The following is a 16544-nucleotide window of genomic DNA, read 5'->3' on the forward strand; positions in this document are numbered from 1 at the left end:
TGGCAGGTCACTGTCTGTGTCGTTGTCACGGATGATGTTGCGGCCACTGAGCTCACCACCCTCTTCCAGGCGGTAACGGTCATTCTCCGCCTTTGGGGAGTTGTCATTCTGCGGTGCGACATTTACAGTCAGGGCTTGAGTATCGACCCTGAATCCATCACTAACTTGAACTTCAACCTCATAGCTTATTTTACCACTTTCAAAGTCTGGCTCTGTTATGAAACTGAGAGTGCCATCAGCTTCAATCTCAAAAGAACTAGAATCTGCCCCTCCTGAAATACTGAAAATAAGATCACGACCGCTTTGATCGACATCTATCGCTGTAACTTTGGTCACTGTATTACTATTTTCCAGAACTTCGATTACAGCTTTATCGCCGCCGCCATTACTCGTAATTATTGGGGCGTCATTTTCATCAATGTCTAATAGTTCATCAGCAACAAAGCTTTCACTGTCCTCAGTCCCCCTCTGAACCCCGGAAGTATCAAAACCCGCCTCCGGTTCCACCTGAATACCGCTGAGATCGAGAATAGTCTGGCTGCCAAAACCTGAATTAACCTGACTATCCGGCTGGCCTGTTGCGGGTAGAGGAGCATCCGGGACTGGCGGAAGTTCAAACTGTTCCGCTTCTATTTCTATTTCTGCATCGTCTGGCAGGAAATTCTGATAGAAGGCGGTAAAACTGAACTCATCATTATTGCTCAGTTCAAGTACCTGGCCATCAAACAGGTCGATATGAATAAAACCGTCGGCTCCGGTTATGACTGTTTCGTTTGGGTAGACGACATCACCAGCCTGAAGTACACGACGAGTTCCGTCAGGGGTAATGGCCTCGACCTTGCCAATGGCAAAGTGAATGGATCCGGCAGATTTGCTGGCAGTAGCTTCCTGAATAGTGTCCACGACTGGCTCCTTGTTATTGTTCCCGGGCAACTCCGGCCCTGTGTCAGTTGTAATTTTCAGATCAAAATGTTTATCGTTCACTGAAGGCCAGCTGTCTGGCTCTCAACACCGGCTTTAACAGGTACTCAAGGAGTGTTTTCTTGCCGGTTAAAATATCTACTGAGGCGACCATTCCGACGATAACGGGGCGGCTGTTATCACCTTCATTGCCCAGGTGGCTCTTGTCGGTTTTGATTCTGGCCAGATAAAAGCTTTCGCCCTGTTCATCCGTGATGGTGTCGGCACTGATATGCGTCAGTTCTCCATCAAGACCGCCGTGGATAGTAAAGTCATAGGCGGTAAAGCGAACCGTGGCTTTCTGGCCCGGGTGCAGAAATGCAATATCCTGTGGCCGGATTCTGGCTTCAACCTCAAGAGTGTCGTCTACGGGGATGAGTTCCATCATCACCATACCCGGCTGGACAACACCGCCTTCGGTGTTGACAAGAATCTGCTTTACCACGCCTTTCATTGGTGCCTTGACCCGGGTACGTTCAACCTGGTCACTGACGGCGGTTTCTTTTGCGGTTAGTTCATGCAATTGGGCAAGGGTTTCGTTTAACTCTACTCGCGCTTTATTGACGAAGTTCAGCCGTGCCTCATTAATTCGTTGTTGTGTCTCTTCCTGTTGTGCAGCGATCCGCTCCAGATTTTTCTCGGCAATGATTTTTTCACCCCGGGTATCACTGACCTGTCGTTCAAGGCGGAGCACTTCGACTCTGGACACTGCGCCTTCTGCAGACAGGTCACGGGCAAGCTGGAGTTCTTCATCCAGCAACGCAAAGCGGCGAGCCAGCATCTCTCGCTGCGCTTTTGTCTCAAGTGTCTGTTTCTTCTGCTGGGTCAGCTGTTGTTGATAAACACCAATACTACTGGCCAGTTCCAGCTGGCGATGATGAAAGAGTTCCTTCTCCCGGTCGGCAAGCACCGGCACGTTTGCTGTCAGCAACTCAGGCATGACCGGCTCTCCGCCTTCCACTTCTGCCAGCAAACGAGCCCTTCTGGCCATCAATGCATGACGGTTGGCCAGCTGGCCCTGGCGGGTGGAGGTAAACCGGGTGTCGTCCATCACCATCAGCACCTGCCCCTGTTCCACCAGTTCGCCTTCAGAAACCAGAATATCATCAACAATACCACCTTCCATATTCTGGACATTCTGCACCTGGCTGGAAGGAATCACTTTTCCTTCTCCACGGGTAATTTCATCCAGCTCACACCAGCCTGCCCAGAGGATAAAAGTCAGAAGACAGAGGGCAACTGTCATGATCAGTGGACGGCTTCCCCTGGTGATTTTATTGATTTCCGCCTCGCTGGCAGCATGCCAGTCAGAGCCTTGATGGTTGGCGAGGTCACTCATTTCAAATCACAACCTCCTCTGCGGTCTTCGGTGCAGAGTGTTGAGCCTTGTTCGCCCCCCTTAACACATCATTAGTACTGCCACTGACACTGATTTTTCCCTGATCAAGCACCACAATATGGTCCATCGCATCCAGCAGATTCATTTTGTGTGTCACCAGTATGACGGTGGTCTCTTTCAGTTCCAGAAGTAGCTGGCGAAAACGCGCCTCCGCCTGTGAGTCCATGGCACTGGAAGGTTCATCCATAATAATGGCCAGCGGGTTTGTCACCAGAGCCCGTGCCAGGCCAACAGCCTGAGCCTGACCACCGGACAGATGCCGTCCGCCCTCACCCACCATAAAATCCAGGCCTGTACTGCCTGCCTGGATTATGTCCTGCAAACCGGACTGCTCCAGTGCTCGCACAATATCGCTGTCGCTGATCCCTTCACGGTGCATAGTGATGTTGTCACGTAATGAGGCGTTAAACAGTTCGGTGCGTTGCCCAACATAGCCTACGTGACGACGGAACCAGTTCGGATCAATCTGACGAAGATCCATACCATCGACACCAATCAACCCTTTGCCAGGCTCCCGGAGCCCCATCAGCAGTTGCAGGAAAGTGCTTTTTCCAGAACCCATCCGCCCGAGAACGGCCAGCCTGGTTCCCGCCGGAATCTGCAGATTTATATCACTCAGCAGGTCAGGAGCATTCGGGTAAGCAAACGACATATTATTGATATAAAAATGCCCCTGAAACCTATCAGGCCGGAGCAGTTTGCGCTCCTCTGGATACTCCTGGGGAAGGTTCATGATCTGCCCGGTATGATCCAGCGCCTGCACTGTTTTTTCATACTGGTTCAATAAACCAATCACCTGTGAGACAGGGGCAGCACAACGACCGGAAATCATCATGATGGCGATTAACCCGCCCATGGAAAGATCACCCACACTGATGAGATAAACACCGGATATAACCAGTGCAACGGTGTTCAGCTGAAGCATTAATGTGGTGACCTGGCCGGTAATGGTCTGCAGATGACGTATTTTAAGCGAGGCATCGGCAACCTCGCGGTTCATTTGGCTCCACTGCTTCTGATTCTGGCTTTCAACATTACAGCTCTTCACCGAAATCAGCCCGAGTAACAGCTCCATTAAAAAGTTCTGCCGCTGGGCTGAGGCCCCCTGCTGCCGGGCAATCACGGACTGAAGAGGCCTGTTCAGCAGCCAGGCCACAGTCAGGGCAATACCAATGCAAACAACCGGAATAATGACCAGCCAGCCGCCCAGCCAGACCACCAGCCCAAGAAACAGCACAACAAACGGCAAATCGATGAACGCCATGACCGTTGTCGAGGTAATAAAAGAGCGAACGCTGTCAAACTCGGCCAGCTGATTCATAAGATTACCCGCACTGCCGGGGCGACTGGATAGCTTCAGCCCTAACAGGCGATCCATCAGGCGGGAAGACAGGGTGAGATCAACCTGTCGTCCAGCCAGGTCAATATAGCGGGATCGGATCAGTCGAATAACGCCCTCAAAAAAGAACGCAAGGACAACGCCGGTTGCCAGCATCCACAGGGTTTCAAATGCCTGGTTAGGAACAACCCTGTCGTATACATTCATGACAAACAGAGGGGATACCAGGGCAAAGAGATTGACCAGCAAACTGGCCAGCAGCACATCTCTGTAGACACGCCAATAAGGTGCAAGGGCATGCCAGAACCATGGGTAGAGAGAAGCCTGCTTATTGTTATAAGTGGTTTCTTTGTTGGTTGTATGCACTTTAATTCTTGTCGTTAGTTGAAACGTGGCTACTGCTGGATGACGGGTAATCTACGGCTCTGGGCACGGCAAATTATCCGTTGCACGAAAAAATCCGGTTTTGGCATCATCAGTGGATCAAAGCAACCTTAACCAATCCGTAAAAAATGTGAATTCGTGCACATTTTTACCATTTTATAAGTATTATTACCACCCGAACTCACTTAACCCGGAAAAGTCAGCCGATTGAGATCAGCAGAGTTTTTTTGTGGCGGAAGGAATAATAAAAACTTATGGATGATAAGCAAAAGACAGGCAGTAATACTTTTATGACGGGTGCGGCCAGAACTCCATGATCAGTTCGGAGGCTCGCTCTTCTTCAATCGGGCCAACAACATTGATGGCCGGGTGGCAGCCTTTAAAAATCTCATGGCAATCTATATCAATAGACTGTCCTGATAGTTGCTGGAGTGTTTTGCCACTGCAACCAAATACAACTTTAGAGATGCCTGCCCAGTAAATAGCGCCAGAACACATGGCGCAGGGCTCAGAATTTGTGAACAGTGTGCACTGTTCCAGTTCATGCTGAGAGAGTATCTGGTGAGCCCTGGAAATCAGATTCATCACTGAATGCCGGGTTACATCATTATCGGCAATGGACGTGTTTCCCGCTTCTATGACGACACGTCCTTCCTGAGCAAGCAGTGCTGAAAATGGCAGCTGGCCATGATCAGCACTTTGCCTTGCCAGTTCTATGCTGTGTAACAGCAAGGATGAATACTCATTCATACAACATGACTCATGTTTAACAGCGGCACCAGCAGTGTAGACTGTATAAAAATGTCGTGCAGGTTAATTTTCATGCATTCATGCCTGTTCACATGAGTTTGTAGGTTTTATACTGATCAATCAGATCGGGAAGAGAATAATGTTTCCAATAATCATTACCAATATGGAGTTTTGCCGACTCACATCCATAATCATCTATAAACGTAATGATCGTTTTCTCGTTTCCCTCTAACACTTCAACCTTGGCGTTCGCTGTACCGTCTAAAGACATTCCAGGATGAAAACCAATATGAGAAGCTCCTTTGGTTGTGTGAATATCGATGACGACGAGCATTAATTTTTTAAAATTCAGACGTCCGACAACAGAATAGTTAATAGAGCCTTCGAATGTCAGAGATACAGGAGGGTTAAATGGTTCCTCCAGATTAGCCACCCTGGTGTCCTGGTCCGAATTGACGGGTGTTTTTGGAGGATCATGCGTTTGAATCTCAAAGTTTGCAAGACTGGATTGCTCTTCAGGACCAACGGGGTTCTGGCGCTGGGGCCGACTTTCTTCATGAACAGAAACATCGCGACCAGCTAATGAGGCTGCTCTTTCCTTTTTATGATCTGGCGGTTGTATTGCCGAAATCAACACTATCTTTGGATTGAGCAACATTAATAGCTGTGTCCATTGATAAACTCCTTTTCGTTACTCTCTCTGATATAATTCTATGAAGTTAGAGGCTTTTTTGGCTTTTAATTTTTTTAATGCCGTATTCAAATTTAATAATAAAATTAAGTTTGCTGAATTTTGGACAAGCAAATTAACTGATAGTTCAATTTATATCCTGATCCCTTTTCCTTTCATTAAATCCGTTGGCAGGGTAGCGGCCCACTTAAATAGTTAACCAAATAAAACATATTTTCTGACCAGATGATCAGTCACTCCCGGCAACGGCTCCTGCGCTCGCTCCTGCATCCATGCAGTCGTGCGGTGTTAGAATTCTGCGGGAGGCTGACCGAGAATAGACTGCCCTACTACTTAAAGATCCTCAGCCCATGGCATTTCCGGCAGAGCATCCAGGTTCGTGTTATACCGCTGTTCATTGAACGCCGTCTGATGATTAACCACATCCAGCAGCTCAACACACAGGGCGCAGGCGATGTACTGAATGGCTTCTTCCCGCTCAACACCTTCCAGCATCAGCCTCATCAGGGTCTCTTTTACCCTTGGTGGGTTATTTTCTGCCAGCTGGTTTTCAACTATTTCGATGATGGCCTCACCACTCATCAAATCGTCACTATCGATCATTACCATATACCCTGGAATTTTATAGAAAGCCTGCATTCTATCGAGAGTGGCATTTGAATGCTCACTGTAGATAGAAAATGAACAATGTCATTTACTGTCTATGTAGCAAAAGGGAAGCTTGTCGCACCCATTCTTCTTCCACAAAATAGACTTGCACCGTCTTTGAATAAAGAGTACCAATATCGGACAAAATTTTGGCAAACAGGAGGAAGCCTGTGTACAAAGTTTACGGAGATGCCCAGTCCGGCAACTGCTACAAGATCAAGCTGCTGATGAGCCACCTGGATATTGACTGTGAGTGGGAGCACACCAATATTCTGGGTGGCGGAACGCATACCGATGAGTTTCTGGCCATGAACCCCAATGGCAAGATTCCGGTCATGGCATTACCCGACGGGAATTACCTGTGGGAGTCCAATGCCATTCTGAACTATCTGGCTGACGGCACTGACTATCTCCCTTCAGACCCTTTCCTCAGGGCAAAAGTTCTCCAGTGGCAGTTTTTTGAGCAATACAGTCACGAGCCTTATATTGCAACGGCCAGGTTTATCGTGAAATTCCTTGGCAGACCCAAAAAGCATGAGGCTGCTCTGCAGGCCAAGAAAGCCAGTGGCTACAAGGCACTACAGGTAATGGAGACGCACCTGGAGCATCATGACTGGCTGGTTGGTGACCAGATGACCATCGCTGATATCAGCCTGTATGGCTACACGCATATTGCACCGGAGGGCGGGTATGGTCTGACCGATTTTCCTTTTATCATGGCCTGGCTTAAACGGGTCAGGGAACATCCAAAGCATGTGAAAATGGGGTAATGGCTTTAACCCGGATATTTCATAAACTGCCCCGAATCTCGCGCCGGACTTTGTCGCTCTAAGGGATTTTGTGAGGGAGCGCCGTACCGCGGAGTACGGTCGACTGAGCAAAACTCCCTTAGAGCGGCAAAGGACAAGCGAGATTGGGAGCACGTTTATGAAATATCCGGGTTAAGCCCCACCAAAGCATGTATAAAGATAACGGATACTGCTAGACTCCCCGCTCAGCACTTTTTACCTAACGCTGAGGTTAACAATGGGGTTTCTTGATCGGGTTCAGGCTGCCATGGAGAACAACAACACACTGTTGTGCGTTGGCCTTGACCCTTCACCCGAGCGCTTTCCTGCCGCTATTCAGGCGATGGATAAGTCCATCTTTGCATTCAATAAAGCCATCATTGATGCAACCGCCGACCTGGTCTGCTGTTATAAGCCCCAGGCGGCCTATTATCATGCCCATGGTGCTGAAGATCAGCTGGCCATGACCATTGATTACATTCGTACTCAATATCCGGCTATCCCGGTCATTCTCGACTCCAAGCGTGGTGATATTGGCAGCACTGCCAGCCAGTACGCCATTGAAGCCTTTGAGCGTTATCAGGCCGATGCGGTGACCGTAAACCCCTATATGGGGATTGATACCATAGAGCCATTCTCAGGCTATGCAGATAAGGGAACGGTAGTTCTGTGCCGCACCTCAAACCCCGGCGCTGCTGCTATTCAGAACCTGTCGGTCCGCCAGGCCAATGGTGAGTCGGCCATGCTGTATGAAGTGATTGCCCGGATGTGTCAGGAGCAGTGGAATAAGCATAACAATATCCTGCTGGTTGTTGGTGCCACAAACCCAACGGAGCTAAAGCGTATTCGGGACATTACCGGAGATATGACGTTCCTGGTGCCGGGCCTTGGCGCTCAGGGTGGCGATGTGGAAGCAACCGTTAAAAATGGCCTGAACAGCAAAGGCCAGGGAATTATTGTGAACTCATCCCGTGGCATTATTTATGCCAGTGGTGGCGATGACTTTGCTGAAGCCGCAAGGAACGCAGCGATGGAATTACGGGATCAGGTAAACCGTTATAGATAGTCCCAGTCTGCGACTATTGACTGGTACATCATTTCAATAAGTTTGATGTGTACAATCTCCGTTCACCCTGAGCGCCCTTCGGCTCGGCTCAGGATGCACGGACGAAGGGTGATTGGCACAGTCTTTATTCAAGGCACGGTGTTTACGCCCTTCGACTCCGCTCAGGACGAACGGAGCTTGGGAGTCATTGATCGAAGGAACCCATCAATTACATTGAAACCATGTACTAGAGTCGTTAATAGCCATCGGTAATTTAGCAAAATTATTCTCACGTCGGCATGAACACCACGATCAGATTGATGTCTCTTTCATGGGTAACTTCTTTAAATTTGCCTAACAAGGTTGTTCCATGGACCGATCGTCACCAACACCCTTCTCTGTTGACCACTCAACCACTTTTCCTGATCACCGACCGTCAACAGAAAACCAATCGGAAGTACAAGCATTAAACAGGAGTTTGCGAAGAGAAGAGCCGGAAAAAATGCTCCCGGATGGTCAGACCAGGGGAGATCATGATCCATCAAAATCTTTAGCGTCTTTGCGAGCCTCCCGGCATTCAGATCCGGAAGTTTCAGTCCGTCAGAAACCATCGACAACACATCCTGCAGCGGAAGATTCAGTGGAAAGAGTCAAAGACAAAACATTATTTTTTGAAGGGAAAATAGCAGAACAACAGATCCAGACATGTCAACCCAGGCCGTATAGTTCCCCTCACTTATCAAATCAACACTGTCAACCGGCAAAAGTCAGTGCCGAAAGTCAGAGCATGCAAGACCTTCGTTATTATAGTGATCGCTCTTGTGCGCCATGGGAGCAAGAGTTCAGGGCCATTGGCCAAAACCCCACAGCATCAGCGACCACACAGCAGCCAACAGAACCATCTGCCAAAACGCCTGAAAAGGTGACGCAAGAGTTACAAAACGTGATTGATGATCTTTATGGATATCTTGTGCAATTGGGTGTCAGGCCAGAGAGTGAGTGATCAGGATATAAATCTGTGACTTGTTTTTATTTCTTCAAGTCAGATGTAAAAGACCCGGTTACCACGCTTTACGCAGGAACCGGGTCAGGGATGGAAAACTACCTGGTTATTCTTGTGATGCCTCCCGGATGCGCTCCTGCCATTGCAGATAAATGCCGGTGGCCAGGTTTTCCTTCTCGGTCATAATCACGGGTTTGTTGCTGACGGCGGTATTGGTGGCAATAACCACGTCACCGGTTGCAGCCAGACGGTCTAAGATCAGATCAGAGTCACCAACCGGGAAGTCAATGGTCAGCACCCCGCCGCTAATGCTCCAGTCCATGGCATTGTCAGTATCACCGTCCATCACCACCGTTGTATTACCAAAAGCAAATTCAACGATCATTGGATCAGCGTCATCGGTGGTACTGTCATCGTCAACGTAATACCAGGTTTTACCGGTCAGCTGCGCCGTGGTCCAGCCTGCATTGGTGAAATCAGCTTTTGACCAGGCAATCAGATCACCCGAATCAATGGGAACAGCAAAGGCATTCTCTTGAGAGACATAAAGGAACTGATCGGTTTCTGCTCCATCATTATCATTAGTAGTCAGCCGGTCACCATCCACAGAGTATGGAAAGCAAACATCAGGTCCGTTATCAGCCTTCTGGCAGGCTTGGCCCTGATAGAGAGAAGCCTCAAGAACACCTTCGTCACCAAACTCCACTTCGTTCAGACTCGCTATAAAGCGGTAGTCACTGGCAGAGCTGCCGAGCAAAAAGCTGTTCAGGTCACTGGCCGTTACTTCTGGCAGATAGTTCTGCTGGATGTTGAAGTACAGACTGCTCATCTCCGCTTCGAGGGTATCATTGGCATAGGCAATTACGCCAAGAATCTGGTCTTCTTGGGTTGAGCCTAAAATATCAAAATCGACGATACAGCTGTCTGCATCCTCAACAAAGTATTCCGTGTCAACACTCAACGGATCAGCGAAGTCACTTCGTACAATCTCAAAGCTTCTGAACAGGTTTTTGACCCGGGTTTCACAGGTGCCGCTGGTAGGCAGGCCATCAAAATACAGATCGATATCAAGATCTCCATTATCAGACCCAGGCAAGCCCAGAGTCACGGAAACCTCGCCTAATTCATAGCTGTTACCATTTTTCCGGTAGTACTGGAAATCACCATTTTCTTCCGGCATGGCGCTGGTCAGCTGGATTCTGGCTTCTGCATTGGCCTTGCTCTTAAACCAGGTCAGTGCTTCGGTTCCTTCACCAGTTTCAAAGTACTGTACCAACGTACCGTTATCGGAGGAATCAGTGAATGCAAAACTGTCATCGAGCAATGAAAGCTCAGCTGTTGAATTATCAGACCAGGTTATCTTTATCTTGCCAGACTCAACGGTGTAATTCCCGGCTGCGGTTGGCGTATCCGTACACGTCGTGCGATTGGCAGCGGTGCGAGTATTCAGGTAGGCAATGCCACCGGCAAACTGCAACGTGTCACACCATACACGAGTGTAGTCGTTTGTAATATCGCCATCACCATCATCGGAACCTCGCTCAATCTGGTACCAGACTGTGTCTTCCAGCGGGTGTGAGCCTATACCTTCTAGAATGGTCAAATTGAACTCGGCTGCAATAGTATCAGCATGTGCGCCATCACCAGCATTAACCACAAAGAACAATGGGTTATTTACAGTGTTGACTGTAGGGGTGCCGCTGAAGACCAGCTGGTTATTGTCGTAGTCAATTTCCAGTCCGGCGATATTCTCATTGACAGTAATGGTCAATTCATCGCCGTCATCATCGGTAAAAAGCCCGACAATAGAAACAGTTTGATCAACCTCGATACCTTGTTGCAGCCCAAGGTCGTTGATCACAGCCTGGATAGAATTTTTTACATCATCATCTACCATGGGCGGCGTATTGGGTGCGATAACGTTCAGGTCAAAAACGGCAGGATAGGAGCGAACGCCTTTGGCATCCCGGGCATAAACATAGATTTTGTAAGTGCCTGCGGCAGGCGGTGTTCCGGTAATAGAGCCAGAGTTTGCGTCAATTACCAGGGTAGAATCTGACTCCGAATCGATCTCCAATTCGTATGTCAAGGCATCGTTATCACCATCTTCGAACCAGTTGACTACTGATAAAGAGAATGCATCACCCAGATTAATATTCTGGGCTGCGCTGCTCGCATTCCCGGTTACGGTTGGAAGACTGTTTGGCGTTGAAGTCACCCTACCATCATTAGCAACTGAAATAACCGGTTTGAAATCGTCAATATCGGTAGAGTCGATGGCGTCCTGCGCATCTTCCGACACCTCTTTAACAATCGCCAGCTTCTCCGTTAATGTCAGGTCAGAATCTTTGGCATCTTCCTCATACAGAATCTCAGCAATAATATTAATCGCCTTCCCTTTATCATCGCCGCTCTTCTTTGCTGCAACAAAATCCCCAAATACATCATCAGCGGTGACGCCAGTTAAACCAACAAGCTCTTCAATTACTTTATTTTTAGCTTCATCTACCGTTAAAGAATCATCCTCTTCCAGCTGCTCTACCACCAGATTGGTCAACGGGCTGACAACGGTCTCACCGGCAGGTGCTTTTAATTCGAGAGGACGTTCAACAGGGCCCTGGTCTTCATCAATCGTTTTACCGACTATGGTTTTAATACAAATGGTATTGTCCTGATACTCGATGGGGATATTCACGAGACCGCCATCACCGGTTTCCAGCTCCAGATCCAGTTCACAACCATCATCAAGGTCGTTATTAGCATCTACCCACACATCGGCATTTTTCAAATACCCATCCATCGCGGTAATACTGAATGTACTGCCGGATCCTGCGCCTGAAGAGCTGTCGCCCCCACCACAACCGGTTAATACCAGGGCCGACGCCACTGCCGTGGCCAGCGCAGCAAAATTCCTTTTTATTGTTAACAAGTCCGTTATCCTAATGGTTATTTCGTTATTATTTATTTGCCACTACATTCTCTTTTTAAATGACGAATGTCGTCAAGCGTGTTCTGTAACTTTCACAAGCCCGGCAGTGATAATAAAGTATTTATTGAATGGTTCTGAATCATTCAATCTACTTCAGGACGAACGGAGTTTGGTGGCTCCAAAATGTGGAAATGATTCAAGACTATTCCTAAGCAGCTTCATGCTGCCTGCTTTCCTGCACTTTTTTTCTGACCCTGGGTTTAACCATGGGTTCAACCTTTCTTTGCTTCTCATACAGGAATTTCAATACTTCGGAACGCAGTCGTGTATATTCCGGATCCTGTGCCAGCTCCAACCGGCCCCGGGGTCTTTCCAGGTTGATCTCGAGAATCTCGCCCACCGTTGCAGCGGGGCCATTGCTCATCATCACAATACGGTCGGATAACAGAACCGCTTCGTCTACGTCATGGGTGATCATGATGACGGTGTTATTCAGCTCCTGCTGGATTTCCATCAGAGAGTCCTGCATGTGGGCTCGGGTCAGGGCATCCAGGGCACCAAAGGGTTCGTCCATCAACAGGATTTCCGGCTGCATGGCCAGTGCTCTGGCAATACCCACCCGCTGTTTCATGCCGCCACTGATCTCATCCGGGCGTTTATGCATGGCGTGATCCATATGCACCAGCTGAAGGTTATGCTCAATCCACTCTTTGATCTCTGCCCTGGTTTTTGTACGACCAAACACCTGTTTCACCGCCAGTTCAACATTTTGGTAAGCCGTTAACCATGGCAGGAGTGAGTGGTTCTGAAAAACCACCGCCCGGTCCGGGCCGGGCTCGGACACCTCCCGGCCATTTAAAATCACACCACCACTGCTGGCCTGCAGAAGTCCTGCGACAATATTCAATACCGTTGATTTACCGCAGCCTGAATGGCCAATCAGTGAGACAAACTCCCCTTTGGCGATTTTCAGGTCAACCCCTTTGAGTGCGGTAAAAGGGCCTTTCGGTGTATCAAACACCATATCGATATGACTGATATCCAGCAGTGTGCTCATGAGCAGGGTTCCCTTTATTAATGAGTGGCTTTGCTTTTATCCCAGGAGGCAAAACGCTGGATGGCCAGCATGGCACGATCAAGGCCAAAGCCAATCACACCAATGACGATCACGGCAACCATAATGCGTGCCAGCGAATTTGAGCTGCCATTTTGAAACTCATCCCAGACAAATTTGCCCAGCCCGGGGTTTTGAGCCAGCATTTCTGCCGCAATCAGCACCATCCAGGCAACTCCGAGGGAGAGTCGCATACCGGTAAAAATCATCGGTACCGATGCGGGCAGTACAATTTTCTGAACGTGTTTCAGGGCAGGCAATCGCAATACACGACTGACGTTTATCAAGTCACGGTCCAGGGAAGAGACACCCACCGACGTGTTAATCACCATGGGCCACAGACAGCAGAGCATCACGGTGATCATCGAATTTAAAAAAGACTTGGCTACCAGAGGATCAGGGCTGATGTAGAGTGCACTGACAACCATGGTCACCAACGGCAGCCAGGCCAGGGGGGAAACCGGTTTGAATATCTGAATGATCGGGTTCACTGCCGCATTCAGGGTTTTATTAAGACCGATGGCGATACCCAGGGGGATGGCAACCAGGGCTGCCAGCAGAAAACCACTCATTACGGTGACCAGGCTGGTAACGATCTGATCAAGAAAGGTTTCCTTGCCGGTATAGGCCCGGATTTTTGGCACATAGTCAGGGTCTTTGGCGACACGGGCAGCATTGCGTTTTTCCTGCCGCTGATAGAAGGCTTCTGCCTTTTCCCGTTCGGTGACATGCTCCTGGTAGAGGGAGCCAAACTGCTCCCACACCGCCACTGGCCCGGGAAATTTGCCCAGCGAGGTATCAATATTCTGCGCAGCGCCAGACCAGATCAGCAGAAAGACGACGATGCCAATGATGGGCATCAGTACCGTGCTGAACACTTTACCGGGATTCACCGTAATGCCTAGCCCGGCAAGAAAAGACAACGGTGATGACTTGCTCTCATTGACTGACTGACTGACAACCGAGGCATCCGTCATAATCCACTCTCCTTCACTTCCCTTAAAAAAGGTAACAGGATCAAATCCTGTCACCCTGCTTCAGACCGATGTTGAACTGGTTGATGTAGTCGTTTGGCTTTTTGCCGTTGTAGACCAGGTTGTCGATAAAGTGTGTCTGTGGATCACGGAAGCCATCTTCTGACTCGAAGTCCGGAAAGTCCTGCAACTTAACCAGTGCTTCATCCACCAGCGACAGTGCCGCTTTTTCATAGATGTCCGGGCGATAGACTTTGGCAGCCAGCTCTTTGTACCACTCATCGCTCTTGTCTTCTGCAATCTGCCCCCAGCGACGCATTTGGGTGAGATACCAGATCGCATCGGAGTAATAAGGGTAAGTGGCGTTGTAGCGGAAGAACACATTGAAATCTTCTACTGGTCGTTTGTCGCCTTTCTCGTACTCAAAGGTACCGGTCATACTGTTGGCAATGACTTCATAATCAGCGCCAACATAGTTGGATTGTGACAGGATTTTCACCGCCTCAGGCCGGTTGGCATTTTCGTTGGCATCCAGCCACTGGGCTGCGCGGATCAGGGCCCGTGTCAGACGTATGGTGGTATTGGGGTACTTGTTATAAAACGCCTCGGTAATCCCGAACACCTTCTCTGGGTTGTTTTTCCAGATCTCATAATCGGTCACCACTGGCACGCCGATATTCTTGAAGACCGCCTGCTGATTCCAGGGTTCGCCGACACAGTAACCATAGATAGTGCCAGCCTCCATGGTGGATGGCATCTGTGGTGGTGGTGTGACGGAGAGCAGGGCATCGGCATCGATCTGGCCAGAGGTATCCCCTTTATGGGGCGCATAAAATCCGGGGTGAATACCACCGGCGGCCAGCCAGTAGCGAAGTTCATAATTGTGGGTAGAGACGGGAAAAACCATCCCCATATTAAACGGCTTGCCTTCAGACTGGAATTTCTCAACCACCGGTTTCAGGGCATCCGCCTTGATCGGGTGCTGAGGTCGGCCATCGGCCATTTTGGGGATATTGGGTTTCATCTGGGCCCAGATCTCATTGGACACCGTAATCCCGTTACCATTCAGGTCCATCGAGAATGGTGTAATGATATTGGCCTTGGTACCAAAGCCCATGGTGGCCGCCAGAGGCTGTCCAGCCAGCATATGGGCACCATCCAGACGCCCGTCAATCACGCCATCAAGCAGCACCTTCCAGTTTGCCTGGGCTTCGATGGTGACGTAGAGCCCTTCATCTTCAAAAAAGCCCTTCTCGTAAGCAATGGCGATGGGTGCCATATCAGTCAGCTTGATAAAGCCAATGGTCAACTCTTCCTTTTCCGGATAGCCAAGCTCAAAGTCTGCCTTGGCACTGGCTTGCCCGGTGAAAGCACTCACCCCCATGACGGCACTGATGGCAGCAACCTTACCTAACCTAACCGATGCCTTCTTAAAAGGCTTGAACCACTTCATTATTCCCCTCCCCTGGATAACTGACCTCTCTGCCTTGAACTGTGATCACCGTAATCAGGCATCACTCTTTTCCGGTATCAGTCAACGCACAGAGATCGACTGCCGGTGGTTGAGCAGAAAACATGCCAAATACCAGAAAACCTGATAACCAGCTGAATTTACTGGTGTTAGCTTATTCTGGCGGACAAATGCCTTGCCTGTTTAAGCCCGTAAGAAAACTTCAGAGATAGCAACAACGGTGCAGCTACATCCGCTGCACCCCAGAGCTTGCACTAATCTGGAACATCGCCACCGAATGCCCCGGTTACAAACCTCTTACATTTGAGTACTGGTTTTGCCAGAGCGGAGTTGCTATAACGTTTTCCAGTTATGGAACCGAAATATGGATCAGGAAACTATGTCCAGTCTGGCAAACCTCCTTGAAAACAATAACCAATGGTCCAAGTCCATTCGTGAAGAAAAGCCCGGCTTTTTTGAACAACTCTCTGAGCAGCAGGCACCCAAGTATCTCTGGATCGGGTGTGCCGACAGCCGGGTTCCTGCCAACGAAATCGTCGGCCTCCTTCCGGGCGAACTGTTTGTGCACCGAAACGTGGCCAATGTGGTGGTTCATACCGACCTGAACTGTCTGTCCGTCCTCCAATATGCTGTGGACTACCTGAAGGTAGAGCACATTATTGTGACGGGGCATTACGGCTGTGGCGGTGTGCGCGAAGCCATGAACAACTCCAAACTGGGGCTGATCGATAACTGGCTCAGGCATGTGCAGGACGTTAAGAAGAAGCACACTGAGCTGCTTGAGAACGCTGGCAGTGATGATGAGCAGTTTCAGAGAATGTGTGAACTGAACGTTCTGGAGCAGGTGCTGAACGTCTGTCAGACAACCATCGTTCAGGATGCCTGGGATCGCGGCCAGAAACTGACCGTAAACAGCTGGGTTTATGGTTTGAAAGATGGCCTGGTCAGGGATCTCGGTCTGAGCGTTGGTTCCAATGAAGACATCGATGTGCAGTATCCGGCAGCGGTTGAGAGCATCGCCAGTAAGCTGGAAGGGTGATTTGCCCTTA

At 49.3% G+C, this 16544-nt stretch carries 14 protein-coding genes; 4 read left to right on the forward strand and 10 right to left on the reverse strand.

The annotated features are described in order from the left end of the window. From ACO6V1_RS17950 to ACO6V1_RS17975, 6 genes are all read right to left on the reverse strand, one after another. On the reverse strand, positions 1–903 hold a 903-nt coding region (locus ACO6V1_RS17950; protein ID WP_422467892.1), incomplete at its 3' end, for an Ig-like domain-containing protein. Between the two features lie 70 nt (positions 904–973). Next, positions 974–2299, reverse strand: coding sequence for an HlyD family type I secretion periplasmic adaptor subunit (locus tag ACO6V1_RS17955; RefSeq protein ID WP_422444646.1), 1326 nt, complete (start codon positions 2297–2299; stop codon positions 974–976). A gap of 1 nt (position 2300) precedes the next feature. After that, on the reverse strand, positions 2301–4064 hold the full coding sequence (locus ACO6V1_RS17960; RefSeq protein ID WP_422444644.1) for a type I secretion system permease/ATPase: 1764 nt from the start codon (positions 4062–4064) through the stop codon (positions 2301–2303). Positions 4065–4370: 306 nt separating this feature from the next. Then, positions 4371–4832: a nucleoside deaminase gene (locus tag ACO6V1_RS17965; protein WP_422444642.1), complete on the reverse strand. Its 462-nt coding sequence runs from the start codon at positions 4830–4832 to the stop codon at positions 4371–4373. Positions 4833–4920: 88 nt separating this feature from the next. Further along, entirely contained in the window at positions 4921–5490 is a 570-nt protein-coding gene (locus ACO6V1_RS17970; protein WP_422444640.1) for a hypothetical protein, read from the reverse strand. Positions 5491–5856: 366 nt separating this feature from the next. Then, complete coding sequence (locus ACO6V1_RS17975; protein ID WP_206679410.1) at positions 5857–6126, reverse strand: hypothetical protein; 270 nt, start codon at positions 6124–6126, stop codon at positions 5857–5859. Between the two features lie 215 nt (positions 6127–6341). Here ACO6V1_RS17975 and ACO6V1_RS17980 point away from each other — a divergent pair, with 215 nt between their 5' ends. The 3 genes from ACO6V1_RS17980 (at position 6342) to ACO6V1_RS17990 (ending at position 9007) form a co-directional block, all read left to right on the forward strand. Beyond that, positions 6342–6941: a glutathione S-transferase family protein gene (locus ACO6V1_RS17980; protein ID WP_422444638.1), complete on the forward strand. Its 600-nt coding sequence runs from the start codon at positions 6342–6344 to the stop codon at positions 6939–6941. A 256-nt stretch (positions 6942–7197) separates the two neighbouring features. Further along, positions 7198–8025: an orotidine-5'-phosphate decarboxylase gene (gene pyrF, locus ACO6V1_RS17985; RefSeq protein WP_422444636.1), complete on the forward strand. Its 828-nt coding sequence runs from the start codon at positions 7198–7200 to the stop codon at positions 8023–8025. A 349-nt stretch (positions 8026–8374) separates the two neighbouring features. Further along, positions 8375–9007 carry a hypothetical protein gene (locus ACO6V1_RS17990; RefSeq protein ID WP_422444634.1) on the forward strand — a complete coding sequence of 211 codons (633 nt, stop codon included), beginning with the start codon at positions 8375–8377 and terminating at the stop codon, positions 9005–9007. A 106-nt stretch (positions 9008–9113) separates the two neighbouring features. Here ACO6V1_RS17990 and ACO6V1_RS17995 read toward each other — a convergent pair whose 3' ends face one another. From ACO6V1_RS17995 to ACO6V1_RS18010, 4 genes are all read right to left on the reverse strand, one after another. Continuing rightward, positions 9114–11936, reverse strand: coding sequence for a putative Ig domain-containing protein (locus ACO6V1_RS17995; RefSeq protein WP_422467894.1), 2823 nt, complete (start codon positions 11934–11936; stop codon positions 9114–9116). A gap of 208 nt (positions 11937–12144) precedes the next feature. After that, the gene (locus tag ACO6V1_RS18000) at positions 12145–12993 is read right to left on the reverse strand and encodes an ABC transporter ATP-binding protein (protein ID WP_422467896.1); all 849 of its coding nucleotides are present in this window, start codon (positions 12991–12993) and stop codon (positions 12145–12147) included. 17 nt (positions 12994–13010) lie between these two features. Next, positions 13011–14027 carry an ABC transporter permease gene (locus ACO6V1_RS18005; RefSeq protein ID WP_422462983.1) on the reverse strand — a complete coding sequence of 339 codons (1017 nt, stop codon included), beginning with the start codon at positions 14025–14027 and terminating at the stop codon, positions 13011–13013. A gap of 40 nt (positions 14028–14067) precedes the next feature. Continuing rightward, positions 14068–15477 (reverse strand): CmpA/NrtA family ABC transporter substrate-binding protein, encoded by a 1410-nt coding sequence (locus ACO6V1_RS18010; RefSeq protein WP_422467898.1) that lies wholly within the window; start codon positions 15475–15477, stop codon positions 14068–14070. A gap of 382 nt (positions 15478–15859) precedes the next feature. Between ACO6V1_RS18010 and can the strand changes: the two genes are divergently transcribed. Further along, a complete protein-coding gene (gene can, locus ACO6V1_RS18015) occupies positions 15860–16534 on the forward strand; it encodes a carbonate dehydratase (RefSeq protein WP_422444624.1) in 675 nt (224 codons plus the stop codon). The last annotated feature ends 10 nt before the right edge of the window (positions 16535–16544 follow it).

Origin of the sequence: Endozoicomonas sp. ALC013 (genome assembly GCF_049310205.1) — a bacterium.
In the GTDB taxonomy this organism is placed as follows: Bacteria; Pseudomonadota; Gammaproteobacteria; order Pseudomonadales; family Endozoicomonadaceae; genus Endozoicomonas.

What these genes read in the sequence shown, in the direction of transcription:
- ACO6V1_RS17990 (WP_422444634.1), top strand. Translation starts at nt 8,375, where the DNA reads ATGGACCGATCGTCACCAACACCCTTCTCTGTTGACCACTCAACCACT.
- can (WP_422444624.1), top strand. Translation starts at nt 15,860, where the DNA reads ATGGATCAGGAAACTATGTCCAGTCTGGCAAACCTCCTTGAAAACAAT.
- ACO6V1_RS18005 (WP_422462983.1), bottom strand. Translation starts at nt 14,027, where the DNA reads ATGACGGATGCCTCGGTTGTCAGTCAGTCAGTCAATGAGAGCAAGTCA.
- ACO6V1_RS17975 (WP_206679410.1), bottom strand. Translation starts at nt 6,126, where the DNA reads ATGATCGATAGTGACGATTTGATGAGTGGTGAGGCCATCATCGAAATA.
- ACO6V1_RS18000 (WP_422467896.1), bottom strand. Translation starts at nt 12,993, where the DNA reads ATGAGCACACTGCTGGATATCAGTCATATCGATATGGTGTTTGATACA.
- pyrF (WP_422444636.1), top strand. Translation starts at nt 7,198, where the DNA reads ATGGGGTTTCTTGATCGGGTTCAGGCTGCCATGGAGAACAACAACACA.
- ACO6V1_RS18010 (WP_422467898.1), bottom strand. Translation starts at nt 15,477, where the DNA reads ATGAAGTGGTTCAAGCCTTTTAAGAAGGCATCGGTTAGGTTAGGTAAG.
- ACO6V1_RS17970 (WP_422444640.1), bottom strand. Translation starts at nt 5,490, where the DNA reads ATGTTGCTCAATCCAAAGATAGTGTTGATTTCGGCAATACAACCGCCA.
- ACO6V1_RS17965 (WP_422444642.1), bottom strand. Translation starts at nt 4,832, where the DNA reads ATGAATGAGTATTCATCCTTGCTGTTACACAGCATAGAACTGGCAAGG.
- ACO6V1_RS17955 (WP_422444646.1), bottom strand. Translation starts at nt 2,299, where the DNA reads ATGAGTGACCTCGCCAACCATCAAGGCTCTGACTGGCATGCTGCCAGC.